24 protein-coding genes are annotated in these 25,295 nt (G+C 60.0%); 15 read left to right on the plus strand and 9 right to left on the minus strand.

Annotated features, from left to right (window positions below; genetic code table 11):
- Nucleotides 1–83: 83 nt before the first annotated feature.
- From emhC to emhA, 3 genes are read right to left on the minus strand one after another with little or no spacing between them, the layout of a single operon-like run.
- Nucleotides 84–1,544 (minus strand): efflux RND transporter outer membrane subunit EmhC, encoded by a 1,461-nt coding sequence (emhC, locus tag ACYZT2_RS07655; RefSeq protein ID WP_461971322.1) that lies wholly within the window; start codon nt 1,542–1,544, stop codon nt 84–86.
- Complete coding sequence (gene emhB / locus ACYZT2_RS07660; RefSeq protein WP_461971323.1) at nt 1,544–4,708, minus strand: efflux RND transporter permease subunit EmhB; 3,165 nt, start codon at nt 4,706–4,708, stop codon at nt 1,544–1,546. The genes emhC and emhB overlap by 1 nt, the downstream gene beginning before the upstream one ends.
- A gap of 3 nt (nt 4,709–4,711) precedes the next feature.
- Nucleotides 4,712–5,869, minus strand: a complete 1,158-nt coding sequence (gene emhA, locus ACYZT2_RS07665; protein ID WP_461971324.1) for an efflux RND transporter periplasmic adaptor subunit EmhA — start codon at nt 5,867–5,869, stop codon at nt 4,712–4,714.
- Nucleotides 5,870–6,135: 266 nt separating this feature from the next.
- Between emhA and emhR the strand changes: the two genes are divergently transcribed.
- The gene (gene emhR / locus ACYZT2_RS07670; RefSeq protein WP_461971325.1) at nt 6,136–6,768 is read left to right on the plus strand and encodes an efflux system transcriptional repressor EmhR; all 633 of its coding nucleotides are present in this window, start codon (nt 6,136–6,138) and stop codon (nt 6,766–6,768) included.
- 162 nt (nt 6,769–6,930) lie between these two features.
- Nucleotides 6,931–7,851, plus strand: coding sequence for a DMT family transporter (locus ACYZT2_RS07675; RefSeq protein ID WP_461971326.1), 921 nt, complete (start codon nt 6,931–6,933; stop codon nt 7,849–7,851).
- 89 nt (nt 7,852–7,940) lie between these two features.
- Here ACYZT2_RS07675 and ACYZT2_RS07680 read toward each other — a convergent pair whose 3' ends face one another.
- The 3 genes from ACYZT2_RS07680 to ACYZT2_RS07690 are packed head-to-tail and all read right to left on the minus strand — an operon-like array spanning nt 7,941 to nt 10,501.
- On the minus strand, nt 7,941–8,990 hold the full coding sequence (locus ACYZT2_RS07680) for an alkene reductase (protein ID WP_461971327.1): 1,050 nt from the start codon (nt 8,988–8,990) through the stop codon (nt 7,941–7,943).
- A gap of 21 nt (nt 8,991–9,011) precedes the next feature.
- Nucleotides 9,012–10,178 carry an MFS transporter gene (locus tag ACYZT2_RS07685; RefSeq protein WP_461971328.1) on the minus strand — a complete coding sequence of 389 codons (1,167 nt, stop codon included), beginning with the start codon at nt 10,176–10,178 and terminating at the stop codon, nt 9,012–9,014.
- A gap of 2 nt (nt 10,179–10,180) precedes the next feature.
- A complete protein-coding gene (locus ACYZT2_RS07690; RefSeq protein ID WP_007903797.1) occupies nt 10,181–10,501 on the minus strand; it encodes an ArsR/SmtB family transcription factor in 321 nt (106 codons plus the stop codon).
- A 154-nt stretch (nt 10,502–10,655) separates the two neighbouring features.
- On the opposite strand from ACYZT2_RS07690, the gene ACYZT2_RS07695 reads away from it, so the two are divergent.
- Nucleotides 10,656–11,234, plus strand: coding sequence for an acyl carrier protein phosphodiesterase (locus tag ACYZT2_RS07695; protein WP_461971329.1), 579 nt, complete (start codon nt 10,656–10,658; stop codon nt 11,232–11,234).
- Nucleotides 11,235–11,343: 109 nt separating this feature from the next.
- Here ACYZT2_RS07695 and ACYZT2_RS07700 read toward each other — a convergent pair whose 3' ends face one another.
- Together ACYZT2_RS07700 and olsB are read right to left on the minus strand one after the other, a co-directional pair.
- Nucleotides 11,344–12,135, minus strand: coding sequence for a lysophospholipid acyltransferase family protein (locus ACYZT2_RS07700; protein ID WP_461971330.1), 792 nt, complete (start codon nt 12,133–12,135; stop codon nt 11,344–11,346).
- Entirely contained in the window at nt 12,135–12,890 is a 756-nt protein-coding gene (olsB, locus tag ACYZT2_RS07705; RefSeq protein ID WP_007903792.1) for an L-ornithine N(alpha)-acyltransferase, read from the minus strand. Before olsB ends, ACYZT2_RS07700 begins: the two co-directional genes overlap by 1 nt.
- Nucleotides 12,891–13,044: 154 nt before the next feature.
- On the opposite strand from olsB, the gene ACYZT2_RS07710 reads away from it, so the two are divergent.
- The 5 genes from ACYZT2_RS07710 to ACYZT2_RS07730 all read left to right on the plus strand — a co-directional run bounded on the left by ACYZT2_RS07710 (nt 13,045) and on the right by ACYZT2_RS07730 (nt 17,449).
- Complete coding sequence (locus ACYZT2_RS07710) at nt 13,045–13,923, plus strand: acyl-CoA dehydrogenase (RefSeq protein WP_461971331.1); 879 nt, start codon at nt 13,045–13,047, stop codon at nt 13,921–13,923.
- Nucleotides 13,924–14,107: 184 nt separating this feature from the next.
- Nucleotides 14,108–15,202 carry a serine hydrolase domain-containing protein gene (locus ACYZT2_RS07715; RefSeq protein ID WP_461971332.1) on the plus strand — a complete coding sequence of 365 codons (1,095 nt, stop codon included), beginning with the start codon at nt 14,108–14,110 and terminating at the stop codon, nt 15,200–15,202.
- Entirely contained in the window at nt 15,199–15,528 is a 330-nt protein-coding gene (locus ACYZT2_RS07720) for an amidase (RefSeq protein WP_461971333.1), read from the plus strand. Before ACYZT2_RS07715 ends, ACYZT2_RS07720 begins: the two co-directional genes overlap by 4 nt.
- Nucleotides 15,529–15,699: 171 nt before the next feature.
- Nucleotides 15,700–16,290, plus strand: a complete 591-nt coding sequence (locus tag ACYZT2_RS07725; protein WP_461971334.1) for a YceI family protein — start codon at nt 15,700–15,702, stop codon at nt 16,288–16,290.
- A 1-nt stretch (nt 16,291) separates the two neighbouring features.
- The gene (locus tag ACYZT2_RS07730; RefSeq protein WP_461971335.1) at nt 16,292–17,449 is read left to right on the plus strand and encodes a phospholipase D-like domain-containing protein; all 1,158 of its coding nucleotides are present in this window, start codon (nt 16,292–16,294) and stop codon (nt 17,447–17,449) included.
- 142 nt (nt 17,450–17,591) lie between these two features.
- Here the strand turns inward: ACYZT2_RS07730 and bglX are convergent, their stop codons facing one another.
- Entirely contained in the window at nt 17,592–19,883 is a 2,292-nt protein-coding gene (gene bglX / locus ACYZT2_RS07735; RefSeq protein ID WP_461971336.1) for a beta-glucosidase BglX, read from the minus strand.
- Nucleotides 19,884–20,120: 237 nt separating this feature from the next.
- On the opposite strand from bglX, the gene ACYZT2_RS07740 reads away from it, so the two are divergent.
- The 7 genes from ACYZT2_RS07740 to ACYZT2_RS07770 all read left to right on the plus strand — a co-directional run bounded on the left by ACYZT2_RS07740 (nt 20,121) and on the right by ACYZT2_RS07770 (nt 25,292).
- Nucleotides 20,121–20,732 carry a LemA family protein gene (locus ACYZT2_RS07740; RefSeq protein ID WP_008074530.1) on the plus strand — a complete coding sequence of 204 codons (612 nt, stop codon included), beginning with the start codon at nt 20,121–20,123 and terminating at the stop codon, nt 20,730–20,732.
- Between the two features lie 43 nt (nt 20,733–20,775).
- Complete coding sequence (locus ACYZT2_RS07745; RefSeq protein WP_461971337.1) at nt 20,776–21,525, plus strand: TPM domain-containing protein; 750 nt, start codon at nt 20,776–20,778, stop codon at nt 21,523–21,525.
- Between the two features lie 46 nt (nt 21,526–21,571).
- Nucleotides 21,572–22,189, plus strand: coding sequence for a TPM domain-containing protein (locus ACYZT2_RS07750; RefSeq protein WP_461971338.1), 618 nt, complete (start codon nt 21,572–21,574; stop codon nt 22,187–22,189).
- A 174-nt stretch (nt 22,190–22,363) separates the two neighbouring features.
- On the plus strand, nt 22,364–23,581 hold the full coding sequence (locus ACYZT2_RS07755; protein WP_461971339.1) for a class I SAM-dependent methyltransferase: 1,218 nt from the start codon (nt 22,364–22,366) through the stop codon (nt 23,579–23,581).
- Between the two features lie 231 nt (nt 23,582–23,812).
- On the plus strand, nt 23,813–24,394 hold the full coding sequence (locus ACYZT2_RS07760; protein WP_095051422.1) for a DJ-1/PfpI family protein: 582 nt from the start codon (nt 23,813–23,815) through the stop codon (nt 24,392–24,394).
- A 14-nt stretch (nt 24,395–24,408) separates the two neighbouring features.
- Nucleotides 24,409–24,714 (plus strand): ribbon-helix-helix domain-containing protein, encoded by a 306-nt coding sequence (locus ACYZT2_RS07765; RefSeq protein ID WP_007903755.1) that lies wholly within the window; start codon nt 24,409–24,411, stop codon nt 24,712–24,714.
- 233 nt (nt 24,715–24,947) lie between these two features.
- Nucleotides 24,948–25,292 carry a YegP family protein gene (locus ACYZT2_RS07770; protein ID WP_461971340.1) on the plus strand — a complete coding sequence of 115 codons (345 nt, stop codon included), beginning with the start codon at nt 24,948–24,950 and terminating at the stop codon, nt 25,290–25,292.
- Nucleotides 25,293–25,295: the final 3 nt, after the last annotated feature.

Below are 25,295 nucleotides of genomic sequence, written 5' to 3' on the forward strand. Positions count from 1 at the left end.
CGAAGGCTGCGATCTTTTGATCTGGCTTTTCCTGCAGCCAACAAAAAGCCCACCAATCGGTGGGCTTCGTGCTTACGGCGCTATCAGAACAACTTCATCTTCGGCGCTTCTTCTTTCAACGGCTCGTTCTTCGCCGTCTGTTCATTCCAGCCACCACCCAACGCCTTGTACAGATTGACCGCACTGGTCAACTGCGCCAGACGGTCGGTGATCAGCGCTTGTTGAGCACTGAACAGCTGACGCTGGGCATCGAGGAAGGTCAGGTTGCTGTCGACACCAATGCGGTAGCGACGCTCGGCCAGACGGTAGTAGTCCTGGTTGGCGCTGACGAAGTCACGCTGAGCCTGCAACTGCTCGGTGTAGGTCTGGCGTGCGGCCAGGCCATCGGCGACTTCCTGGAAGGCCGTTTGAATGGACTTCTCGTAGTTCGCCACGCCGATGTCTTTCTGGACCTTGGAGTAATCCAGGCTGGCGCGCAGGCTGCCGGCGTTGAAGATCGGCAGGTTGATCTGCGGCTGGAACAACCAGGTGCCCGAACCGCCCTTGAACAGACCGGACAGGTCCGGGCTCAGGGAACCGGCATTGGCGGTCAGGCTGATGCTCGGGAAGAACGCAGCCCGTGCCGCGCCGATGTTGGCGTTGGCAGCCTTGAGGTTGTACTCGGCCTGAAGGATGTCCGGACGGCGTTGCAGCAAGTCCGACGGCAGGCCGGCCGGCACTTCGCTCAGCACATCATCCGACAGTGGCTTGGCCGCTTGCAGATTGGCCGGGATACCGGTGCCGAGCAGCAGCACCAGGCTGTTTTCATCCTGAGCGACCTGACGGGTGTATTTGGCCTGTTGCGCACGGGCGTTCTCCACCGAGGTACGCGACTGGGCCAGGTCCAGCGCCGAGGCTACACCCACTTCGTTGCTGCGCGAGGTGAGTTTGAAGCTCTCCTCGTAGGCACCGAGGGTTTCCTGGGTCAGTTTCAGCAGCTCCTTGTCAGCCTGCCAGGTCAGATAGGCATTGGCCACACTGGCCACCAGGCTGATCTGCGTGCTGCGACGCGCTTCTTCAGTGGCGAAGTACTTCTGCAGGGCTTCTTCGCTCAGGCTGCGAACCCGACCGAACAGGTCGAGTTCATAGGCGCTGATGCCGACGGTGGCCGAGTAGGAACTGCTGATGGCCGTTTCACCGGTTTGCGAGGCTCGTGCCGGAACTCGCTGACGGCTGCCGCTGCCGTTGGCCGAAACGGCCGGGAACAGATCGGCACGCTGAATGCGGTATTGAGCCGCATAAGCGTCGATGTTCAGCGCCGCGATGCGCAGATCACGGTTGTTCTCCAGCGCGGTCTGAATCAGCTGTTGCAGCGCCGGGTCGTGGAAAAACTGCTTCCAGCCTTGTTCAGCAGCGGCCTGGTTAGGCGCCTGGGCCGGCGAATACGCCGGGCCTTGCGGGTATTGGCCCGCCACGGGTGCTTCAGGCTGCTGATAATCGGGTATCAGCGAGCAGCCGCTCAGCACGAAGGCGGCGACTGCGATGGAGAGTAGCGACTTGCTCATTAGCCAGCCTCTTTAGAAGGTTCAATAGCGTCATCATCTTGGTCGGCGACTTTGCGCTGGCCCATGGACGACACGGTGACGAAGAACAACGGAACCCAGAAGATCGCCAGTACGGTGGCGGTGATCATACCGCCAATCACCCCGGTACCGATCGCATGCTGGCTACCCGAACCTGCGCCCGTGGAAATGGCCAGTGGAACCACACCGAGCACGAACGCCAGCGAAGTCATGATGATCGGTCGCAGACGCATCCGGCAGGCTTCGATCGCGGCATCGCGCAGGCTCCGTCCTTGCTCATGCAGTTCCTTGGCGAACTCGACGATCAGAATGGCGTTTTTCGCCGCCAAACCGATCGTGGTCAACAGCCCCACCTGGAAGTACACGTCGTTGGACAGGCCGCGCAGGCTGGTCGCCATCAGTGCACCGATAATCCCCAGCGGCACCACCAGCATCACCGCAATCGGGATCGACCAGCTTTCATACAGCGCCGCCAGACACAGGAACACCATCAGCAGCGACAAGGCGTACAACGCTGGCGCTTGCGAGCCGGACAGACGTTCCTCGTACGACAGGCCAGTCCAGGAAATACCGACACCGGCCGGCAGTTTCTTGGCCAGGGCTTCGACTTCGGCCATCGCTTCACCGGTGGAGTAGCCTGGCGCCGGGGCACCGAGGATTTCCATCGCTTCTACGCCGTTGTAACGGGCCAGTTTCGGCGAACCGTAAATCCACTCACCCTTGGCGAACGACGAGAACGGAACCATGGTGCCGGCGCTGTTACGCACGTACCACTTCTTCAGGTCTTCGGGGCTCATGCGAGCGCCCGGCAGGCCTTGGATGTAAACTTTCTTCACGCGACCGCGGTCGATGAAGTCGTTCACATAGCTACTGCCCAGGGCAATCGACAGGGTGTTGTTGATGTCGGTGAGGGTCACGCCCAGGGCGCTGGCCTTCTCATCGTCGATTTCCAGCTGGTATTGCGGCTCGTCGTTCAGGCCGTTAGGACGGACTTGCGACAGGACCTTGCTTTGCGCCGCCATGCCGAGGAACTGGTTACGGGCCTCCATCAGCTTTTCGTGACCGATACCGGCGCGGTCCTGAAGGAACACGTCGAAACCGGTGGCGTTACCCAGTTCCAGTACCGCCGGTGGCGCGAAGGCAAACACCATGGCGTCGCGGAAGGTAAAGAAGTGCTGTTGGGCACGGGCCGCCAGTTTGAACACGCTGTTGTCGGCGTTACGTTCTTCCCATGGTTTGAGCATGATGAACGCCATACCCGAACTCTGACCACGACCGGCGAAGTTGAAGCCGGTCACGGTAAACACCGATGCCACCGCGTCGCCTTCGCCGCCTTCCTTGCTCGGACGCAGCAGAAATTCGCGCATTTCGTCCACGACCACTTGCGTACGCTGGGAGCTGGAACCGGCCGGTGTCTGCACCTGGGCAAACAGTACGCCCTGGTCTTCTTCCGGCAGGAACGCCGTTGGAATACGGGTGAACAGCCAGATCATGCCGACCACAATGATCAGGTACGCCAGCAGGTACGGAGCCTTGTGCGCGAGCATGTTGCCCACGCCGCGCTCGTAGCTTTTGACGCCACGGTCGAAACTGCGGTTGAACCAGCCGAAGAAGCCGCGTTTCGGCGTGCCGTGCTCACCTTTCGGAATCGCCTTGAGCATGGTCGCGCAGAGCGCCGGGGTGAAGATCAACGCTACCAGTACCGACAGGGCCATGGCCGAGACGATGGTGATCGAGAACTGCTTGTAGATCACACCGGTGGAGCCACTGAAGAACGCCATCGGCAACAGTACCGCCGACAGAACCAAGGCAATACCGACCAGGGCACCCTGGATCTGCCCCATGGATTTCTTGGTGGCCTCCTTGGGTGACAAGCCTTCTTCGCTCATGACCCGTTCGACGTTTTCCACCACGACGATGGCATCGTCCACCAGCAAGCCGATGGCCAACACCATACCGAACATGGTCAGGGTGTTGATGCTGAAGCCGAACGCCGCGAGGATCCCGAACGTACCCAGCAATACCACCGGCACGGTCATCGTGGTGATGACGGTGGCGCGGAAGTTTTGCAGGAACAGGAACATCACCAAAAACACCAGCACGATCGCTTCGACCAGGGTTTCAACCACACCCTTGATCGACTCGGTCACCACCGGGGTGGTGTCGTACGGGAACACCACTTCCATCCCTTCCGGGAAGAAGGGCTTGAGGGTGTCGATGGTATTGCGCAGGGCTTTTGCGGTGTCGAGGGCGTTGGCGCCGTTGGCCAGTTTCACCGCCAGACCGGAGGCCGGGGCGCCGTTGAACTGGGCGCTGATCGAGTAGTTTTCGCCGCCCAGACCGACTTCCGCAACGTCGCCGACGCGCACTTGCGAGCCGTCCTTGTTGACCTTCAGCAGGATCGCCTTGAACTGCTCGGCGGTCTGCAGACGGGTCTTGCCGATGATCGTCGCGTTCAGCTGCTGGCCGGGCAGGGCAGGCAAGCCGCCGAGTTGACCGGACGAGACCTGGACGTTCTGCGCCGCGATGGCGGTTTTCACGTCTACCGGGGTCAAGTTGAAGTTGTTCAACTTGGCCGGGTCAAGCCAGATCCGCATCGCGTACTGGGCACCGAAGACCTGGAAGTCACCGACACCGGCCGTGCGCGAGATCGGGTCCTGCATGTTCGACACGATGTAGTTGGACAGGTCGTCCTTGGTCATGCTGCCGTCGCGCGACACCACGCCGATGACCATCAGGAAGTTTTTCACCGACTTGGTCACGCGGATGCCCTGTTGCTGCACTTCTTGCGGCAGCAGCGGGGTGGCCAGGTTCAGCTTGTTCTGGACCTGAACCTGCGCGGTATCGGAGTTGGTGCCCTGCTCGAAGGTCGCGGTAATGGTCATGTTGCCGTCGGAGTTACTTTCCGACGAGACATAACGCAGGTTATCGATGCCGTTGAGTTGTTGCTCGATCACCTGCACCACGGTGTCCTGCACGGTTTGTGCAGATGCGCCCGGGTAGGTCACCGAGATCGCAATGGCCGGAGGCGCAATGCTCGGGTATTGGTTGATCGGCAGTTTGAGGATCGATAGAGCCCCGACCAGCATAATCACCAGGGCAATTACCCAGGCGAAAATCGGACGGTCGATAAAAAATTTCGACATGGTTTACTCCCCTTTGCCGCCGACAGCTGTATTAGCTGCCTGTGCGGGGGCCGGGCTCTTTATGCCAACGTTAGTGGCTTCAGTGGCTTTCACTTCAACGCCAGGTCTGACGAATTGCAGCCCTTCGGTGATCACGCGATCGCCTGCCTTCAGGCCGTCTTCAATAAGCCATTGGTTGCCGACGGTGCGGCTGGCCTTGAGCTGACGCAGTTCGACCTTGTTGTCCGCACCGACGACCAGCGCGGTTGGAGAGCCTTTGAGGTCGCGGGTGACGCCTTGTTGCGGGGCCAGAATCGCCGCGCTGTCCACACCGGCCTGCAACTGGGCGTGAACGAACATGCCCGGCAGCAGGGTGTGATCAGGGTTCGGGAACACGGCCCGCAGGGTCACGGAGCCGGTGGTCTGGTCAACCGAAACTTCGGAGAACTCAAGCTTGCCGTCCAGCTTGTACTGGCTGCCATCTTCGAGAGTCAGCTTGACCGCGGCGGCATTATCGCCAGCCTTTTGCAGACGACCGCTTTCCAGTTCGCGGCGCAGCTCAAGCAGCTCCACCGAAGACTGGGTAACGTCGACGTAGATCGGGTCCAGTTGCTGGATGACAGCCATGGCGTCGGTCTGGCCATTGCTGACCAGCGCGCCTTCAGTCACAGACGAACGGCCGATGCGACCGGAGATCGGTGCGTAAACCTTGGTGTAGCGCACGTTGATCTGGGCACTTTGCAGGGACGCTTCCGATTGCAGGCGGTTGGCCAGCGCGGTGTCGTATTCCTGACGGCTCACAGCCTGTTCGTCGACCAGTTGCTTGTAGCGGTCGGAGATCGACTTGGTCGAACGCAGGTTGGCTTCGGCGCTTTTCAGGGTCGCGTCATAGACCGATGGGTCGATCTGATAGAGCTGCTGACCGGCCTTGACGTCGCCGCCTTCCTTGAACAGTCGCTTGAGAATGATGCCATTGACCTGTGGGCGAACTTCGGCGATGCGGAACGCACTGGTGCGCCCCGGAAGTTCGGACGTCAGGGTGAAGGCTTGAGGTTGCAGGGTTACGACGCCGACCTGAGGGGTTGGTGCGGCAGGTGCCGCCTCTTCCTTTTTACATCCGCTGAGCAGCGATGCCAGGGCGACGGCAGTAACCAGAGCGGTAACAGCTGGCTTGAATTGCATGAAGATCCTCGGGTCAGGCGCGCACATTGCGCACAAGAGATGTGGAAGGTTAAAAAATTTTTGCCGGGTGGATAAGTAGCTTGCTAAGGAATATACTTACGTTCATGGTTGTTTGTAAAGACCTTGGCGGTGTATCCACACGGTTACAAAAGCCGTTCAAAGGTTCGAATTGTAGGCCGGAGTCGAAGCCCGAGAGCGTTCGCCCCACTTTTATTCAGCTGATATTCAGACATCGCTGAAGCACCCCTGATTGAGGTTTTACTGCCATGGTCCGTCGTACCAAAGAGGAAGCTCAAGAAACCCGAAGCCAGATACTCGAAGCGGCAGAAAAAGCCTTTTACGAGCGGGGCGTGGCACGCACGACGCTGGCGGATATCGCTACCCTGGCCGGCGTGACGCGCGGGGCCATCTACTGGCATTTCAGTAACAAGGCGGATCTGGTGCAGGCGATGCTCGATACTTTGCATGAGCCGCTGGATGAAATGGCCAAGGCCAGTGAAAGCGAAGATGAACTCGATCCGCTGGGCTGCATGCGCAAGCTGCTGATTCATCTGTTTCATCAAGTTGCCCTGGACCCGAAAACCCGACGCATTAACGAGATTCTGTTTCATAAGTGCGAATTCACCGATGAAATGTGCGATCTGCGCCAGCAGCGCCGAACGGCCAGTCTCGATTGCAATGTGCGAATCGCTCTGGCCCTGAGTAATGCGGTGAATCGCGGGCAGTTGCCGGAAGACCTCGACACTGCCCGCGCGGCCATCAGTCTGCATGCGTATATCGATGGCATTCTGTATCAGTGGCTATTGGCTCCCGACAGTTTTCAACTGCACACCGAAGCCGAGCGTTGCGTCGATACAGGGTTGGATATGCTGCGCTGGAGTCCCAGCCTGCGCAATTGAAACAAAATGCGTAATTGGATCCGTTTGTGTCAAGACTTGAAGCGCGGAAATGTCCCTGCTTCGCTCGCCTTTCTGTAATGGGGTGCTTTTATATACGTACGTTTGCTACGTTGATAGGTAGTGAGCTACGTATTTTGTAGGGATTTTGTGTCGAGTGTGTGAATGAATGTTAACAACCCGGGCTACAAGGGCGCCGAGCAGCCGATCAAGGGAATCGCGCTGATCTGCCTGGCGGTTTTATTGTTCGCCAGTCACGACACGTTGTCCAAGTACCTGTCCGGGTTCTATCCGATCGTGATGGTGGTGTGGGCACGCTACGTGGTGCACACCTTGTTGATGCTGGTGATTTTCGTGCCACGCAGTGGTTTTTCGGCGGTGGTTCGCACCAAGCGCCCCGGTTTGCAGTTTCTGCGTGCCCTGTGCCTGATCGGCACCAGCCTGTTTTTCACCACCGGCCTGCGTTACATCCCCTTGGCCGAAGCCACGGCCGTGAACTTCCTTGCACCTTTACTAGTGACTGCGCTGTCCGTACCGTTGCTGCACGAGCGGGTGACGCGTAACCAATGGCTGGCGGTGCTGGGTGGATTTGTCGGCGTGTTGATCGTCGTGCGGCCTGGCGGTGCGCTGTTCACCCCGGCGATTCTGCTGCCGCTGTGTTCGGCGCTGTGTTTTGGCTTCTATCAATTGCTCACCCGCATGCTCAGCGGTATCGACAGCCCGACCACCAGCAACTTTCTGACCGGCATTCTCAACAGCCTGATCATGACTGCGTTGTTGCCGTTTTTCTGGAGCACGCCAACATTGCTGCACGCCCTGTTCATGATCGGGCTGGGCACTTGCGGCATGCTCGGTCACATGCTGCTGACCCAGGCCTTCCGACATGCGGCCCCGGCGATGCTGGCACCCTTCAGTTATGGACAGATCCTGTTCGCGGGGATGTACGGGTATTTGATCTTCGACCATACCCCGGACAGCTTCGGCGTGATCGGGATTACGGTGATTTGCCTCAGCGGTCTTGCGGTCGCCTGGGGGACAGCGCAAGCGCTGACAAACTCCTGCGTTCGAATGGCGTACACCCTGTAGGAGCTGCCGAAGGCTGCGATCCTTTGATCTTCCATACGCAAAAGCCCCAGCTCTTTCGAGCCGGGGCTTTCCATTTCAATAGTTAAAGCTTACAGCGCCGGATAGTCGATATAACCCACCGGGCCTTTGGCATAGAACAGTTCCGGACGTGCTTCATTCAACGGCGCATCGGCCTTCAAACGCGCCGGCAGATCCGGGTTGGCGATAAACGGCACGCCGAAGGCGACCGCATCAGCCTTGCCACTGGCCAGCCACTCGTTGGCGCTGTCCTTGGTGAAGCGTTCGTTGGCGATGTATGGGCCGCCGAAGGCTTCTTTCAGTTGTGGGCCGAGGCTGTCGCCAGCTTCTTTCTCGCGCGAGCAAATGAAGGCGATACCACGCTTGCCCAGTTCGCGAGCAACGTAGGTGAAGGTCTCGGACAGATTTTCGTCGCCCATGTCATGGAGATCGGCACGTGGTGACAGGTGTACACCCACGCGGCCCGCCCCCCAGATTTCGATGGCGGCATCGGTCACTTCCAGCAACAGGCGCGCACGGTTTTCCAGGGAGCCACCATAGTTGTCGGTGCGCTGATTGGTGCTGCTTTGCAGGAACTGGTCGAGCAGGTAACCGTTGGCGCCGTGGATTTCCACACCGTCAAAACCGGCAGCCTTGGCGTTCTCTGCACCCACGCGGTAAGCGTCGATGATGTCGGCGATTTCAGCGGTTTCCAGGGCACGCGGGGTTGGGAAGTCGGCCAATGGACGAACCAGGCTGACATGACCCTTAGGCTGGATGGCACTCGGCGCGACCGGTGCTTCGCCGTTCAGGTACAAGGGGTGGGAAATCCGGCCCACGTGCCACAGTTGCAGGAATATTTTGCCGCCCGCGCCGTGAATCGCTTTGGTCACGTTGCTCCAGCCGCGCACCTGGTCGTTGGACCAGATACCGGGAGTGTCCGGGTAGCCTACGCCTATCGGCGTCACCGAAGTCGCTTCGCTGAGGATCAGGCCGGCGGAGGCGCGCTGCACGTAGTACTCGGCCATCAGCGCGTTCGGCACACGGCCTTCGTCGGCGCGGCAACGGGTCAGCGGCGCCATGATGATGCGGTTGGCCAACTCGAGGTCGCCCAGTTTGATCGGATCGAAAATAGTCGTCATGAAATAGCTCTCTTTTAGCGATCAGTGAGTAGCGGGGGCCAGCTCGGCATCGCCGCTCTGACGGAAAGTAATCAGGGTCACCAGCAGCGCGAGTACCGCCAGTGCGGCTGCTGCGAGTGGCACGCGGGTGAGGCCGAAGCCGTGGGCGATGACGCTGCCGCCGACCCAGGCACCGAGTGCGTTGCCGACGTTGAAAGCGCCGATGTTCAGGGTCGACACCAGGTTCGGAGCCGCTTTGCCGTAGGTCACAACGTTCACTTGCAGGGCGGGTACGGCGGCAAAACACGCGGTGGCCCAAAGGAAGAGGGTGATTTCGGTGGGGATCACGGCAACGCTGGTCCAGGTAAACACGGTGGACACGACCGCCATGGTGATGAACACACCGATCAGCGTCGCCGCCAGGCTTTTGTCCGCCAGCTTGCCGCCGATGATGTTGCCGACCGTCAGGCCCAGGCCGATGAGCATCAAGGTCCAGGTCACGCCGCGTGGCGAGACTCCGGTGACCTCGCCCAACAGCGGGGCGACATAAGTGAACAAGGTGAAGACCGAGGCGGCGAACAATGCGGTCATGCTCAACGACAGCCAGATGCCGGCGCCTTTGAGGGCGCGCAGTTCGGCGCGCATGTCGAGTTTCTCTTCATCGCGCTTGGCCGGCAGGAAGCGGATCAAGCCGATCAGCGCAATCACACCGATCACGGTCACTGCCCAGAAGGTCGAACGCCAACCGGCTTCTTGACCGAGCGCGGTGCCCAGCGGCACGCCGAGGACATTGGCCAGGGTCAGGCCGGTAAACATCAGGGCCACGGCCGATGCACGTTTGTTGGCCGGCACCAGACCTGCCGCCACCACCGAACCGATGCCGAAGAAGGCGCCGTGACACAGCGCGGTGACCACACGAGCAAACATCAAAACGTTGTAGTCACTGGCCAGGGCGCAGAGCAGATTGCCGATGATGAAGATGCCCATCAACGCTACCAATGCGGCCTTGCGCGGCAGTCTGGCGGTGGCCAGTGCCATGAACGGTGCACCGATGGCCACGCCCAGGGCGTAACCGGTCACCAGCCAGCCGGCGCCGGGGATCGACACACCCAGGTCGGCCGCCACTTCGGGCAACAGGCCCATGATGACGAACTCGGTGGTGCCGATGGCGAAGGCGCTCAAGGCCAGAATGAGTAGCGAGAGGGGCATTGTCAGTTCCTTGTCGGAGCGCGGAGCTCCTTGTCGATGGCGTCGAGGAACGCCTGAATCACGTCCTCGTTGCGTTTGAAGAAGTGCCATTGACCGGCTTTCTGGCTGCTGATCAGTCCCGCCCGTTGCAAGGTCGCCAAATGGGCGGACACGGTCGACTGCGACAGGCCGCAGCGTTGATCGATCTGTCCGGCGCAAATGCCGTACTCATGGTTGTGGAGCTGTTCCGGGAACTGGACCTTGGGGTCTTTCAGCCAGATGAGGATGTCTCGGCGTACTGGGTGTGCCAGCGCTTTTATTATTTCGTCGAGGTCGATGGTCATGGTTTGGGCTCGTGATGAGTAAAACGCTATATCGCGATGAGGCGAACTTTAAATCGGTACTTCGCGATATACCAATATGATTTTGGTCTGATGACCGCGTGAATCGGTATATCGGGTTATAACGATATTGATAGCGCAGTGTTAAGCTGCGCGCATGAACTATCTCGCACATCTGCACCTCGGTGGCCAGCGCCCCGGTCAAATGCTCGGCAGTCTGTATGGCGATTTCGTCAAAGGACGGCTGCAAGGGCAGTTCGATCCGGAGATCGAAGCGGCCATTCAGTTGCACCGCAGCATCGACGTGTTTACCGACCGCCATCCGCTGGTGGACATTGCCTTGTCGCGGTTTTCCATCACGCGCCGGCGTTACGCCGGGATCGTGCTCGATGTGTTTTTCGACCACTGCCTGGCGCGGGACTGGGTGCTGTACGCCGACCGTCCGCTGGCGCAGTTCACTTCGGACGTTTACCGGGTGCTGTCCGCCGAGCCGCAGTTGCCGGAACGCCTGGCGATGATTGCGCCGCACATGGTGGCCAACGATTGGCTGGGTTCATATCAGGAGTTCGAAGTACTTGATCAGGTGCTGCGGGGGATTTCGCGCAGGTTGACCCGGCCGGAGGAGTTGGCCGGGGCGATGCAGGAATTGCGGGTTTTGTATGAACCGTTGAGCGAGGATTTCCGGTTGTTCTATCCCGAGTTGCAGGACTTTGCCCCAAACTATCCAGCGACATAAAACACTGTGGGAGCGAGCCTGCTCGCGATAGCGGTGTGACATTCAGCATCATCATTGAATGTGAAATCGCTATCGCGAGCAGGCTCGCTCCCACAGTGGAGATGTGTGTTTAAGCCGCGATTGCGGGTCGCATTGGTGCTTGCTGCATTTCTGGAATCGCCCCAAACAACGCCCTCTGCACCGCCTGCTGCGCTTCGAACGCCAGCGCCGCGCGTTCCCGGTCTTGGCACTCGATCGGTTTGAGCAGATGAATTTCCACCTCACCCCGATCATTGGCGAACAAGCGCATCAGGTGCGACAGCAGATCATCATCGCCAATGAACGGTGCCAGGGAATCGAGCTCGCCATCACGCAGATAACGAATCGCTACCGGTTGCAACGCCACTTCGGAATCGATCGCCGCGGACAGCAAACGACCATGAAACGTACGCAAAGATCGGCCATCGGTAGTGGTGCCTTCGGGGAACATCAGCAGCGGATGTTCCTGCTCCAGATGGCGGGTCATTTGTTTACGGATCAACTGACTGTCGCCTGAACCACGGCGGATAAACAGGCTGCCCGCCTTGGCCGCCAACCAGCCCGCCACCGGCCAGGTGCGCACTTCGGCCTTGGACAGGAACGACAGCGGCGTGAGCATGCCCAGCAACGGAATGTCGGTCCAGGACACGTGATTGCTGACCCAGAGCATCGGCGCTTTCGGCAATTCACCCTGCACGGTCACGCGAAAGGGCAGGGCATTGCTCAGCCGCGCCATGAAAAACCTCGACCAGCGCTGGCGACGGACCATCGAATGGGCAATCCCCAGTCGCTCGAATAATCCGAACACACTGGCCATGCTCAAGCCCAGCGTCACCACCAAAAGCACTCGCGCAATTCGCGCGTACACCCGCAAGCGGCTCATTACACAGCCGCCTTGAAGTGCTTGGCGTAGCGCGGGCAGAGCTCGTCGCGCTTGAGCAGGATGAACACGTCGGCCACCTGGAAGTCTTCGTCCCAGCACGGCTCGCCACAGATTTTCGCACCCAGGCGCATGTAGGCCTTGAGCAGCGGCGGCATTTCGGCGATGACGTTGGACGGAATATCCAGCGTCGGCAATGGCTTCTTCGGCTCGGCCCGCAGGTGTTCGGTGCACAGGTAGCGTTCGCGCAGGCGCTGCATGATTGCGTGGGCCTGGATGCCGCCGTCCTGCATCGGAATGCTCGCGCAACCCATCAAATAACTGTAGCCGCCCTGGTTCAGCACTTCGGCCAGTTCACCCCAAAGCACGGCGATAGTGCCGCCGTTGCGGTAGGCCGGGTCGACGCAGGTGCGACCGATTTCCAGGATCGGGCCTTTCAAATGGACCAGACCATGCAGGCTGAATTCTTCTTCGCTGTAGAACTTGCCCAGACTGCTGGCTGCCGTGTGGTCGAGCAAACGAGTGGTCGCCACCAGGCGCCCGGTGTTCAAGTCACGCACGCCGATGTGGGCGCAGTGAACATCATAGTCATCCATGTCCAGACCCAACTCCGCGCCTTTCAGCTTGGCGTTGAATTCGCCGCTGAACACGTTGAAGCGCAAGGCCTGGGCTTCCTGCAACGCCTCGGCGCCCACCAGGCGTTCGGCTTGCAGGCGGCGTTCATTGCCGGTGTCGCTGATGCGGGCGATCTGAGTCATTGTGAGTCTCCGTACGGGCTGGCCACCCGTCTTGGGTTGCAGCCGATCGACTTTCTTTATGCAGCCGTGTTGTGCAAAGTCAGGCTATGTAGCCCCGGTGTCATCGCCATGAAGCTTTGGTGATGCTTATATGACAGCCCACAAGGAGTCTCTTATGCCCTGGCAAACCCTGTTGAAACGCCGCGATCGTCTGCCCGCCAACCCTGATCTGGGGGAAGGGTTCGCAACCTTGTTGCAACAGTTGGGCACGGTGTCGCCGTTCGAACTGGCGGTGGTCGGTGGACGGCTGATGGCAACACCGGGGCTGGCGTTTCTGGTGGGCTATCAGGCAGCGTTGCGCATGCTCTGGCCGAGCGCGCCGCTGAGCCTCGGCGCGTTATGTGCGACTGAACAGCGCAGTTTGCGGGTGGCGGACATGCAGACCCGGCTGCGCGATCTGCGCCTGAGCGGGCGCAAGGATTTCGTTACCGCCGGCGATGCCGCCGACTGGTTGCTGGTCGCCGCCCGCAGCGAAGAACCCGGCGAAGTGCCGCGCTTGAACCTTGCGGTGGTTTACCCCGGCGAACCGGGCGTGCGTCTGGAAAAACTCGCGCCGATGCCACTGATGCCGGACATAGGCCACGGCCGGCTGTTTCTCGATAACGCACTGTGCGAATTGCTCGCTGGGGATGGCTGGGATGCGTACGTCAAACCGTTCCGCACTCTGGAAGATATTTATGTGCTGAGCGCCATGACCGCGTGGCTGTTCGGCGTCGGTCAAGACACCGACTGGCCGCAAACCTTGCAACTGCGCTTGTTGGCGCTGCTGGCCGGGTGCGCGGAAGTCAGCCGCCAGGCGCCGAATAATCCGGCCGGGCATGTACTGTTGGGCGGGTTGTTTGCGCAGTTCGACGGGCTCAAGGCTGAAGTGAATCAAGCCCTGGCCGATGGCCCGCCACAATGGGCGGCGATGTGGCAGCGCGATCAGACTGTGATGGATTTGGCGGCAGGGGCGCGGGGGAAGCGGTTGGCCAAGGCGTTGGCGGTGTATTGACGGGCCTCATCGCGAGCAGGCTCGCTCCCACATTGGATTTGTGTCGTACCGCAGATTTGTGCTCAACACAGCCCCCGTGGGGGAGCGAGCCTGCTCGCGATAGCGATCTCACAGGCGACGCAAATTCCAAAACTGTCATCAACCTCGACTAGGCTCTGCAGGTTCATCCCTCCGAGCGCCCCCCATGTTCAAAGGCTTGTCCCTGATTTTCATGCTGTTGCTCAGCCTCGCAGCCCACGCCGAAAACTGGCCGGCCGAGCAATGGTCGCCCGGCCCGAAAGTCACTGGCCCGGCACTTCACGCCCTGGGGAATTACGCCTTCCCACCCCGCGACGATGCCACTCACCAAGGCATTCGCACCGATGCCTTGCTGGTGATCCGCGACGGCCAACTCGTCTACGAACGCTACGCCGGCCCGACCACTGCTCAAACGCCGCACCTGACCTGGTCGATCAGCAAAAGCCTGATGGCCGCGGTGCTCGGCGTGGCCTATGGCGAAGGCCTGTTCAAACTCCAGGATACGGTGCAGAAATTCTATCCACCGCTGGAAAAACACCCCGCCATGACCATGGCCGACCTGCTGCATTGGGCCTCGGGCCTGGACTGGCAGGAAGATTACGAATACGCCCCCTTGAAGTCTTCGGTGGTGGCCATGCTTTACACCCGTGGTCACCGCGACATGGCCGCGTTCACTGTCGACCACGACGAGTACGCCAAACCCGGTCAGGCATTCCGTTACTCCAGCGGCGACAGCAATTTACTGTCCGTCGCGCTGAAAACCATCGTCGGCCCGGCCCGTTATCCGGATTATCCATGGAGCGCGCTGTTCGAACCCTTGGGGATTCGCAGCGCGGTGTGGGAAGCAGATGCCAAGGGCACATTTGTCGCATCGTCTTACGCCTACCTCACTGCCCGGGACTTGGCACGGGTCGGTCTGTTGATGGCGCGCGACGGTCGTTGGCGTGAGCGGCAATTGCTGCCCAAGGATTGGGTCGACTTCAGCCGCGAGCCTTTCGCCCACTTTCAAGCCAATCAGGATGAAGCAGTGCCCGGCGGGCATTGGTGGCTCAATCGCGCGGTGGAGGGCGCAACCCAGCCTTGGCCCGATGCACCCGTCGATACCTTCGCCGCGCTGGGCCATTGGGGGCAGGCGATGTACGTGATTCCCAGCGAAAAGCTGGTGATCGTGCGCTACGGCGATGACCGCGATGGGAGTTATCGGCATAACGAACTGCTCAAACTCGCTCTCAAGGCCTTTGCCATGAAGGTGCAGCCATGAGCCTCCGCAGTTTTATTCGCCGTCGGCCGTTCAGTACGCTGTTGCTGGTGCTGCTGATCGCCTTGTTTGGCTGGATCTGGCAGGAACGTGTGGCGCTGTGGGCCTTCCCCGACATCATCAGCGCCTACACCGCCAAGGAATACTGCTCGTGCCGCTATGTGATGAATAATCCGGTCGAGTATTGCCAGAGTTATGTGAAGCAGTATTTGCCCACCAGCGGGTTCGTCGATGACGTCGCGAATAAGCGTGTGACGGTTGGGGGTATGGGGCGTAGCAACAGCGCTGCTTGGGTTGGTGAACAGCAGGGATGTCGGTTGATGCCTTGAAAAGATCGCAGCCTTCGGCAGCTCCTACATCGACCGCGTGCAACCATGACGTAACGGGTGTAGCCAACCCCTGTAGGAGCTGCCGAAGGCTGCGATCTTTTGATCTTTGCGGTTTGCAATGTACCCACGGCCAGTTAAGGTTCGCTCAGGTTTATCTACCCCCGAGTTTTTATGTTCAAGCGGTCCTTCTCTAAAACCCTCGCCTTCCTGCTGCTGGCCGGCATCACCGTGTCGGCCCAGGCCAATTGGTATCTGGACGGAGAATCCTCGCGGCTATCGTTCATCAGCACTAAAAACGCCAACATCTCCGAAGTGCAGCGCTTTCTGGTGCTGCACGGCAAGGTTGATCCCAAGGGCCTGGCGCAGGTGGAGGTTGAGCTGGAGTCGGTCAACAGTGGCATTCCGCTGCGTGACGAACGCATGCGCAAGGAACTGTTCGAGATCCAGACGTTTCCCGAAGCGCTGATCACCACGCAAATCGATCTGCGGCCGATCAACGACCTGGCGCCCGGTGCGCAACTGGAGTTGCGCTTGCCGCTGACCGTCAACCTGCATGGCAAACAACACCAATACAACGCCGAACTGCTGGCGACCCGTCTCGACGACCGACGCTTTCAAGTGGTGACCCTCGAACCTTTGGTGATCAGCGCTGAAGATTTTGACCTGGCCCCAGGCCTGGAAAGCTTGCGCAAGGTTGCCGGTTTGTCGGCCATCAGTCTGTCGGTGCCGGTGGGTGCGGTGCTGATTTTCACGGCGCGCTGAGATGCGCGGCGCAATTTTCCCGTGGCGCGATGGCAATCGCTTTGAACTGCTGATCGACGGCCCGCAGTTTTTTCCGCGAATGCTGGTGGCGATTGCCCGCGCCGAAGAACAAGTCGAACTGGAGCTGTACCTGGTGGAGGCAGGAGCCTGCGCCGAGGCCATGGTTCAGGCGCTGGTCCAGGCTGCCGAGCGCGGCGTGCGGGTGCGCTGCCTGTTCGATGACTATGGCAGCCTGGCCTTTACCCCGACCTTGCGTCAGCGCCTGATCGCCGCCGGTGTCGAGTTGCGTTTCTACAATCGCCTGAGCTGGCGCCGCTGGGTGGGCAACTTTTATCGCGATCACCGCAAGCTGCTGCTGGTGGATCAATGCCTGGCAGTGGTCGGCGGCACCGGTGTTACCGATGAGTTCTGGACACCGGACGAAGACACCAGCGAATGGCATGAAGTGATGGTGGAAATCGGCGGCCCGTTGGTGCTCGACTGGCAGTTGCTGTTCGACCGCCAATGGATCGCCAACCGTCATCGGCGCGCCTGGAAACCCACTGCGCACTTCGGTTTGCCGCGCCTGCCGCGAGTGCCGGTCATGGGCGAGGGCATGGGCCGGGTTGCTTATGCCGACGCCCGCCAACACCGCGATATTCTGCAATCGCTGACTCGCGCACTGAACAGCGGCCAGCGCCGAATCTGGCTGGCCACGCCGTATTTCCTGCCGACCTGGAAAGTCCGCCGCTCACTGCGTCGGGCGGCCACTCGGGGTATCGATGTGCGTTTGCTGCTGACCGGGCCGCGCACCGATCACCCGTCGGTGCGCTACGCCGGGCATCGCTACTACCCGCGTCTGCTTAGGTCCGGGGTGAAGATCTTCGAATACCAGCCGTGTTTCCTGCACCTGAAGATGGTGTTGATCGATGACTGGGTGAGCATCGGCTCGTGCAACTTCGATCACTGGAATCTGCGCTTCAATCTGGAAGCCAACCTCGAAGCCCTGGACCCCGGGCTGACCCGGGCGGTGGCGGCGAGTTTCGAGAGTGACTTTGCCCTGAGCCAGGAAGTCAGCCTCGAAGCATGGAAGCGCCGACCGTTGTGGCGGCGGGTCAAGCAAAGGGTGTGGGGATGGGTGGATCGGCTGGTGGTGAATCTGCTGGATCGGCGGGGCTGAATACTCTTTCAGCAACACCCCAGAACCACTGTGGGAGCGAGCCTGCTCGCGATGGCGGCATAACATTCAATTGAGATGCTGAATGTTATGGCCTCATCGCGAGCAGGCTCGCTCCCACATTTGTTTTGCGGTGTGTCAGAAATTACAGCAACTCAAAGCTCTGCTGCGTCACGTCCTGGGAGTCCAGGCCGATCTGCACGTTGAACTTGCCCGGCTCCGCGGCGTACTTGAGCTGGGCGTTGTAGAACTTCAGGTCATCCTCGGTGATGGTGAAGTGCACGACTTTCTGTTCGCCGGCCTTGACCAGTACTTTCTGGAAGTTCTTCAGTTCCTTGACCGGGCGGATCATCGAACCGGTCACGTCCTGGATATACAGTTGCACAACGGTTTCGCCGTCACGCTTGCCGGTGTTCTTCACCACGACGCTGGCGTCGAGCTTGCCGGTCTTGTTCAGTGTGGTCGACGACAGGGCCATGTCTGTCAGGCTGAACTGGGTGTAGCTCAGGCCGAAGCCGAACGGGAACAGCGGCCCGGTGGTATCTTCGAAATACTGCGAGGTGTAGTTGCCCGGTTTGCCCGGGGTGAACGGCCGGCCAATGCTCAGGTGGTTGTAGTAGGTCGGAATCTGACCCACCGAGCGCGGGACGCTGATCGGCAGTTTGCCCGACGGGTTGTAGTCGCCGAACAGCACGTCAGCAATGGCGTTGCCGCCTTCGGTGCCGCTGAACCAGGTTTCCAGAATCGCGTCAGCCTGCTCGTTCTCTTCGAGAATCGACAGCGGACGGCCGTTCATCAACACCAGCACCAGTGGTTTGCCGGTGGCTTTCAACGCCCGGATCAGCTCGCGCTGGGCTGCCGGGATGTTCAGGTCGGTGCGGCTCGACGATTCGTGGGACATGCCACGGGATTCGCCCACCGCTGCCACCACCACATCCGCTTGCCTGGCTGCCTTGACCGCTTCATCGATCAACACATTGGCCGAACGCGGATCATCCACCACTTCCGGCGCGTCGAAGTTGAGGAAGTTCAGGTAATCGAGGATTTTCTTGTCGCTGGTGATGTTCGCGCCACGGGCGTAGATCAGCGTCGACTGCGCGCCAAGCGCATTGGTCATGCCGTCGAACAAAGTCACCGATTGCTCGGGACGGCCAGCAGCGGCCCAACTGCCCATCATGTCGATCGGCGCCTTGGCCAGTGGACCGACCAGCGCGATTTTCGCGGTTTTTTTCAACGGCAGGGTTTCACCCTGGTTCTTCAGCAACACCAGGCTGCGGCGCGCGACATCACGGGCCTCGGCGCGGTGCAGGCGGCTTTCGGCGTAGGTGTCGGCCGGGTCATCCTCGGCCTTGCCGATGCGCAGGTACGGGTCCTTGAACAGGCCCATGTCGTACTTGGCGGCGAGCACTTCACGCACGGCGTTGTCGATGTCTTTCTGTTCGATCTCACCGGCCTTCAACAGCCCTGGCAATTCCTTGCCGTAGAGGGTGTCGTTCATGCTCATGTCGATGCCGGCCTTGATCGCCAGCTTCGCGGCTTCGCGACCGTCAGCGGCAACGCCGTGCTTGATCAGCTCGAAAATTGCGCCGTGATCGCTGACCGCCAAGCCCTTGAAGCCCCATTCCTTGCGCAGCAGGTCGTTCATCAGCCAGGTGTTGGCGGTGGCCGGCACGCCGTTGATCGAGTTCAGCGCAACCATCACCCCGCCGGCACCGGCGTCAATCGCCGCGCGGTACGGTGGCAGGTAGTCCTGGTACATCTTGACCGGGCTCATGTCGACGACGTTGTAGTCGCGACCGCCCTCGACCGCGCCGTACAAGGCAAAGTGCTTGACGCTGGCCATGATGCTGTCGGCCGCGTTCGCGCCGGAGCCCTGGAAGGCCCTGACCATTACGCCGGCAATCCGCGAGACCAGGTAAGTGTCTTCGCCGAAGCCTTCGGACGTGCGGCCCCAGCGCGGGTCGCGGGAGATATCGACCATCGGCGCGAAGGTGATGTCGAGGCTGTCAGCCGCCGCTTCCTGGGCGGCGATGCGCCCGGAGCGGCCGATGGCGTCCATGTCCCAACTTGAGGCCAGGGCCAGCGGAATCGGGAAAATGGTGCGGTGGCCGTGGATCACGTCATAGGCGAAGAACATCGGGATCTTCAACCGGCTGCGCATGGCCGCGTCCTGCATCGGACGGTTTTCGGCGCGGGTGATCGAGTTGAAGGTGCCGCCGATATTGCCGGCGGCGATCTCCTTGCGGATCATCTCCCGCGGCATTTCCGGACCGATGCTGATCAGGCGCAACTGGCCGATCTTTTCATCGAGGGTCATTTGCTTCATCAGGTGGCTGATGAAGGCGTCCTTGTTCTCTATAGGTGCGGGCGTCGTGGCGGCCAATACGGTATGACTGGCCAGACTGACGAACAGGCCCAGCAAACACAGCTTCTTCATGAATTGTTTTCTCAAAAGCCTAAACGGCAGTGAATACACGCCGGTCAGCCAAAATTTTGGGAGCGACTATTGTTGTTCAGGTAAATGCAGACACACTTGCGCAGTGTGTCAGTGCTGGGCATCTTTTAGCCCATTGGCTCGATGCAATCCAGTAGCGGCGCAGATTATGCCCCAAGAGCCGGGTTCAGAGTTCGCAGGTTGTTTCATCAACGGAATGTGCAAGGGAGCATCAACCAGATGAATGTACGACACCATTATCGGTCGAGCCTGCAGGTTGCAGCCTTGATGTTGCTGACAACACTGCTGGCCGGCTGCGGCATCAACAATATCCCGACGCTGGACGAACAAGCCAAGGGCGCCTGGGGCCAGGTGCAGAACCAGTACCAGCGTCGCGCCGACCTGATTCCCAATCTTGTGGAAACCGTCAAGGGTTATGCCCGACATGAGCAAGAAACCCTGACCGCGGTGATTGAAGCCCGCGCCAAGGCCACCTCGATTCAGGTGGATGCCAGCACGCTGGACAATCCGGAAAAACTCAAACAGTACGAGCAGGCGCAGAACCAGCTGACCGGCGCGTTGAGTCGGTTGATGGTGGTGTCTGAGCGCTATCCGGACCTCAAGGCCAACCAGAACTTCCTGGCGCTGCAATCGCAACTTGAAGGCACCGAGAACCGCATCGCCGTGGCGCGCCGCGACTTCATCCTGGCGGTGCAGAAGTACAATACCGAGATCCGCACCTTTCCCGGTCGCCTGTGGCACACCGTGATGTATAGCGATCTGCCCATCCGCGAAACCTTCGAGGCCACCAGTCCCGGTGCCGAGAAAGCGCCTGAAGTGAAGTTCCAGTAAGCACCGGAACGGGCTAGAAGCGTCACCAAGGATGAGGTTGCCAATGCGCGTGTTGAAAGTGGGCCTGGTGCTGGTGTTCTGGGTGTTTGCCCTGACGGCCCAGGCCGAGTTGAAGTTCCCGGAATTGACCGGGCGGGTGGTGGACAACGCCCAGATGATCGAGCCTGCGGTGCGCGAGCAGCTGACGCAACAGCTCAATGCCCACGAAAAAACCACCGGCGAGCAATTGGTGGTGGTCACGTTGCTGGACTTGCAGGGCACCGACATCGCGGATTTCGGTTATCAGCTGGGGCGCTACTGGGGCATTGGCCAGAAGGACAAGAACAACGGCGCGTTGCTGATTGTCGCGCGTGACGAGCGCAAGCTGCGGATCGAAGTCGGTTATGGCCTGGAAGGTCGCCTGACCGATGCGCAGAGTTCGGTGATCATCCATCAGGTGATCACGCCCGCGTTCAAGGCCGGCAACTTCAGCAAAGGCATCAGCGATGGCGTCGCGGCGATGCTGGTGGTGCTGGGCGGCAATCCGCTGGACGAGCCGTCGACGGTGTATGAATCGGGCGGTGATCAGGAGAGTGATTTCGTTGGGCGGCATCCGGGGTTGTTCGTGCTGCTGCTGATGCTGTTCATCCTGACGATCTTCGTCGGGCAGATGTTCGGTATTCTGCCAAGCGGAGGCGGCCGTGGCGGCTCGGGAGGCGGTTTCGGCGGCGGAGGTTTTGGCGGCGGTGGCGGCGGGGGCTTCAGCGGCGGCGGGGGCAGTTTCGGGGGCGGCGGTTCGTCGGGCGGCTGGTGATAACACTGCAGGTAAAAACAACAATAGCGAGCAGGCATTCATAACCATGGCATTACTGACTGAACACGAACAACGCAAAGTCGCCGAGGCGATTGCCCGGGTCGAGCGCGATACCGACGCCGAACTGGTCACGGTGCTTGCGGCCCGCGCCGACGACTACGCGTATATCCCGCTGCTCTGGGCCAGTCTGCTGGCGCTGGTGGTGCCGGGTATCGTGCATTACCTGACGGGCTGGCTGACCATGCATAGCCTGTTACTGGTGCAATGGCTCAGCTTCATCGTGTTGTGCCTGGTGTTCCGTATTCCGAAAGTCACCACGCGCCTGATCCCGCGCTCGGTGCGTCACTGGCGGGCGTCGAACCTGGCGCGCCGGCAGTTCCTGGAGCAAAACCTGCACCACACCGTGGGCAGCACCGGCATGCTGATTTTCGTCTCCGAGGCCGAGCGCTATGTGGAGATTCTGGTGGATGAAGGCATTTCCAAACGGCTGGACAACAAGAACTGGGACGCGATTGTGGCGGCGTTTACGCAACAGGTGAAACAGGGGCAGACGTTGCAGGGCTTTGTGACGTGCATCGAGGCGTGCGGCGAGTTGCTCAAAGTGCATGTGCCGGTGACCCATGTGAGGAATGAATTGCCGAATCGGTTGGTGGTGTTGGGCTAAAAAGATCGCAGCCTTCGGCAGCTCCTACAGGGAACCGCGATCGGCGTAGGAGCTGCCGAAGGCTGCGATCTTTTGATTCTGCACCGTTCGGTAAATAACTGCGTGTCCCGAACGGCCATCCCCCCTAAAATACCCGTCATTCCCCGATTCGCACCGCCCGAGGCCGTTTTTCCCATGTCTGTCACCGCCACTCCCGCCAGCCTCGCGCCGGATCACCACACCCAGTTCATCGACCTGCTGCAAACCAGCCTCGACCAGAACGCCTTCATCAAACTGGTGTTGGCCAAGTACGTCGGTGGCGAAGCGGATTTGCAGCGGCTGATCATCAAGCAACTGACGGTCAAGGATCAGCCATGCCTGTCCTTCGTCTATCGCTATAAAACCCGCGACATCACCAAGAACCTGCCGATTACCGAAGGTGTGGCGACCATCGCCACACTGTTGCCGGCGTCGTTCAAAAATGCGCATTTACTGTCGTTGACCGACGAAGCCCAGCTCGAATACAGCAAAAAGGGCAAATCTTCACTGTTCAAGAGCAAACCTCAGCAATTGCGCGAAGTACCGTCCGCCGAGCACAACCGCGAGAAGAACCGTTTCCTCGATCTGAGCCGACCGTTTCTCAAAGACCTCGGCGTGACTAACACGCAGCATGAGCTGATCCCGGCGATGTCGCGCAAGTGGAAACAGATCAACAAGTTCATCGAGGTCTTCAGCCATGCGCTGACCTCGTCGCCGCTGGCGCTGGACAAACCTGTGCGGGTGGCGGATTTCGGCTCGGGCAAGGGCTATCTGACGTTCGCGATCCACGACTACCTGCGCAACACCCTGAAGGCCGAGGGCGAGGTGACCGGCGTCGAGCTGCGCGAAGACATGGTCAACCTGTGCAACAGCGCGGCTGCGAAGCTGGAGCATCCGGGGCTGGTGTTCAAATGCGGTGACGTGCGCAGCGTCGCGCCGAGCGAGCTGGACGTGATGATCGCGCTGCATGCCTGCGACATCGCCACCGACTATGCGATTCACACCGGCATTCGTTCCGGCGCTTCGATCATCATGTGCTCGCCGTGCTGCCACAAGCAGATCCGCCTGCAGATCCAGAGCCCGGCGCTGCTCAAGCCGATGTTGCAATACGGCCTGCACCTGGGCCAGCAGGCGGAAATGGTCACCGACAGTTTGCGTGCACTGTTCCTGGAAGCCTGCGGTTACGAGACCAAGGTCTTTGAGTTCATCTCACTGGACCACACCAACAAGAACAAGATGATCCTGGCGGTCAAACGCGCCGAACCGGTTGATCCGGCCCAGCTGTTAGTGAAGATTCAGGAGCTGAAGGATTTCTACCACATCAGCGAACATTGCCTGGAAACATTGCTGCGGGCTGACGGCTATCTAAGCTGATCACAGCCCCTGTAGGAGCTGCCGCAGGCTGCGATCTTTTGATCTTTTGCATTTCCAGAACCGCCAAAAGATCGCAGGCTTCGCCAGCTCCTACATCGGCCGTGCACACCCGCAAATCAAATGATCAACCCCAGGTGATCAGCGTAGTAATCGGGTATTACCCGCCACACAGATTAAGGACTACCTTGAATACTCCTGCATGCCCATGCATTTTCCAGAGGAGTCTTCCCCATGGCGGCTAAAAAAATTCTGATGCTGGTCGGCGATTACGTCGAAGACTACGAAGTGATGGTGCCCTTCCAGGCGCTGCTGATGGTCGGTCATACGGTACACGCCGTCTGCCCGGACAAAACCGCCGGCCAGACCGTGCGCACAGCGATCCATGACTTCGAAGGCGACCAGACCTACAGCGAAAAACCCGGCCACCTGTTTGCCCTGAACTTCGATTTCGCCAAGGTAGACGCGGCAGACTACGACGCGCTGCTGGTGCCGGGCGGTCGTGCGCCGGAGTACCTGCGCCTGAACGAAAAAGTCCTGGACCTGGTGCGAGCCTTCGACAAGGCCGGCAAACCGATCGCGGCCGTCTGTCACGGTGCGCAACTGTTGGCCGCGGCAGGCATTCTTGAGGGTCGCGAGTGCAGCGCCTACCCGGCATGTGCCCCGGAAGTGCGCTTGGCTGGCGGCACGTTCATCGATATCCCGGTGACGGAAGGTCACGTTCAAGGCAATCTGGCCACTGCACCGGCCTGGCCGGCGCATCCGAGCTGGCTGGCCGGTTTCCTCGGATTGCTGGGCACTAAAATCACGCTGTAACGAGGGACCTGTCCATGTGCGAGCTCTACGTCAAGGCCGATCCGATTCTCTATGAGTCGCGCTCCCGCTCGCTGCGCATCTGCGGGGTGGTGACCACCCTGCGGCTGGAGAATCAGTTCTGGGACATCCTCAGCGAAATCGCCGAGGTCGACGGCATGACCACCAATCAGTTGATCGCCAAGCTGTATGAAGAGGTGATGGACTACCGCGGCGAAGTGGTGAATTTTGCCTCGTTCCTGCGGGTAAGCTGCATGCGATACCTGAGCCAGCGACGGGTGCAGACACCTGAGTTGTCGGTGGTGCGGGCTGCGGTGAAATAGCGCGGTTTGTATCAATTTTGAGGACGCCTTCGCGGGCAAGCCTCGCTCCTACAGGTTTTGGGCCGATCGCGAATTCGCGGTCAACGGATTGGGCCGGACGCAAAAAAATCGCGGTCAACCGAAATCCTGTAGGAGCGAGGCTTGCCCGCGAAGGGGCCGGTACAGGCGACAGAAATCCTGACTTGGTCTTTACTCTGAAGCGCGAAACCTCTCAATCGCCAAGGAGTAAAAGCATGTCTGGATGGTACGAAGTGAGCAAAAACGTCAACGGTCAATTCAAGTTTGTATTGAAAGCGGCCAATGCCGAAACCATTCTGACCAGCGAGCTGTACACCACGCGCGGTGCGGCCGATGGCGGTATCGCCTCGGTTCAGGCCAACAGCCCGCTGGACGAACGCTACGAGAAAAAAACCACGAAGGACGGTCATCCTTACTTCAACCTGAAGGCCGGTAACCACGAGATCATCGGCAGCAGCGAATCCTACTCATCGGATGTCGCAAGGGATAAAGGCATCGCCAGCGTCAAGGCCAACGGCCTGACCACGGTGATCAAGGACAAGACCTTGCCGGTGTTCTAAACA

The sequence above is a fragment of the Pseudomonas sp. MDT1-85 genome (assembly GCF_054898065.1).

Excerpts from the sequence above, each read along its gene's own strand:
- ACYZT2_RS07770 (WP_461971340.1), top strand. The coding sequence starts at position 24,948 with ATGTCTGGATGGTACGAAGTGAGCAAAAACGTCAACGGTCAATTCAAG.
- ACYZT2_RS07715 (WP_461971332.1), top strand. The coding sequence starts at position 14,108 with ATGTTCAAAGGCTTGTCCCTGATTTTCATGCTGTTGCTCAGCCTCGCA.
- ACYZT2_RS07685 (WP_461971328.1), bottom strand. The coding sequence starts at position 10,178 with ATGCCCCTCTCGCTACTCATTCTGGCCTTGAGCGCCTTCGCCATCGGC.
- emhB (WP_461971323.1), bottom strand. The coding sequence starts at position 4,708 with ATGTCGAAATTTTTTATCGACCGTCCGATTTTCGCCTGGGTAATTGCC.
- ACYZT2_RS07725 (WP_461971334.1), top strand. The coding sequence starts at position 15,700 with ATGTTCAAGCGGTCCTTCTCTAAAACCCTCGCCTTCCTGCTGCTGGCC.
- ACYZT2_RS07740 (WP_008074530.1), top strand. The coding sequence starts at position 20,121 with ATGAATGTACGACACCATTATCGGTCGAGCCTGCAGGTTGCAGCCTTG.
- emhA (WP_461971324.1), bottom strand. The coding sequence starts at position 5,869 with ATGCAATTCAAGCCAGCTGTTACCGCTCTGGTTACTGCCGTCGCCCTG.
- ACYZT2_RS07755 (WP_461971339.1), top strand. The coding sequence starts at position 22,364 with ATGTCTGTCACCGCCACTCCCGCCAGCCTCGCGCCGGATCACCACACC.
- ACYZT2_RS07680 (WP_461971327.1), bottom strand. The coding sequence starts at position 8,990 with ATGACGACTATTTTCGATCCGATCAAACTGGGCGACCTCGAGTTGGCC.
- ACYZT2_RS07720 (WP_461971333.1), top strand. The coding sequence starts at position 15,199 with ATGAGCCTCCGCAGTTTTATTCGCCGTCGGCCGTTCAGTACGCTGTTG.
- ACYZT2_RS07695 (WP_461971329.1), top strand. The coding sequence starts at position 10,656 with ATGAACTATCTCGCACATCTGCACCTCGGTGGCCAGCGCCCCGGTCAA.
- bglX (WP_461971336.1), bottom strand. The coding sequence starts at position 19,883 with ATGAAGAAGCTGTGTTTGCTGGGCCTGTTCGTCAGTCTGGCCAGTCAT.
- ACYZT2_RS07765 (WP_007903755.1), top strand. The coding sequence starts at position 24,409 with ATGTGCGAGCTCTACGTCAAGGCCGATCCGATTCTCTATGAGTCGCGC.
- ACYZT2_RS07700 (WP_461971330.1), bottom strand. The coding sequence starts at position 12,135 with ATGAGCCGCTTGCGGGTGTACGCGCGAATTGCGCGAGTGCTTTTGGTG.
- ACYZT2_RS07750 (WP_461971338.1), top strand. The coding sequence starts at position 21,572 with ATGGCATTACTGACTGAACACGAACAACGCAAAGTCGCCGAGGCGATT.
- ACYZT2_RS07710 (WP_461971331.1), top strand. The coding sequence starts at position 13,045 with ATGCCCTGGCAAACCCTGTTGAAACGCCGCGATCGTCTGCCCGCCAAC.
- ACYZT2_RS07745 (WP_461971337.1), top strand. The coding sequence starts at position 20,776 with ATGCGCGTGTTGAAAGTGGGCCTGGTGCTGGTGTTCTGGGTGTTTGCC.
- emhR (WP_461971325.1), top strand. The coding sequence starts at position 6,136 with ATGGTCCGTCGTACCAAAGAGGAAGCTCAAGAAACCCGAAGCCAGATA.
- olsB (WP_007903792.1), bottom strand. The coding sequence starts at position 12,890 with ATGACTCAGATCGCCCGCATCAGCGACACCGGCAATGAACGCCGCCTG.
- ACYZT2_RS07690 (WP_007903797.1), bottom strand. The coding sequence starts at position 10,501 with ATGACCATCGACCTCGACGAAATAATAAAAGCGCTGGCACACCCAGTA.
- ACYZT2_RS07730 (WP_461971335.1), top strand. The coding sequence starts at position 16,292 with ATGCGCGGCGCAATTTTCCCGTGGCGCGATGGCAATCGCTTTGAACTG.
- emhC (WP_461971322.1), bottom strand. The coding sequence starts at position 1,544 with ATGAGCAAGTCGCTACTCTCCATCGCAGTCGCCGCCTTCGTGCTGAGC.
- ACYZT2_RS07760 (WP_095051422.1), top strand. The coding sequence starts at position 23,813 with ATGGCGGCTAAAAAAATTCTGATGCTGGTCGGCGATTACGTCGAAGAC.
- ACYZT2_RS07675 (WP_461971326.1), top strand. The coding sequence starts at position 6,931 with ATGAATGTTAACAACCCGGGCTACAAGGGCGCCGAGCAGCCGATCAAG.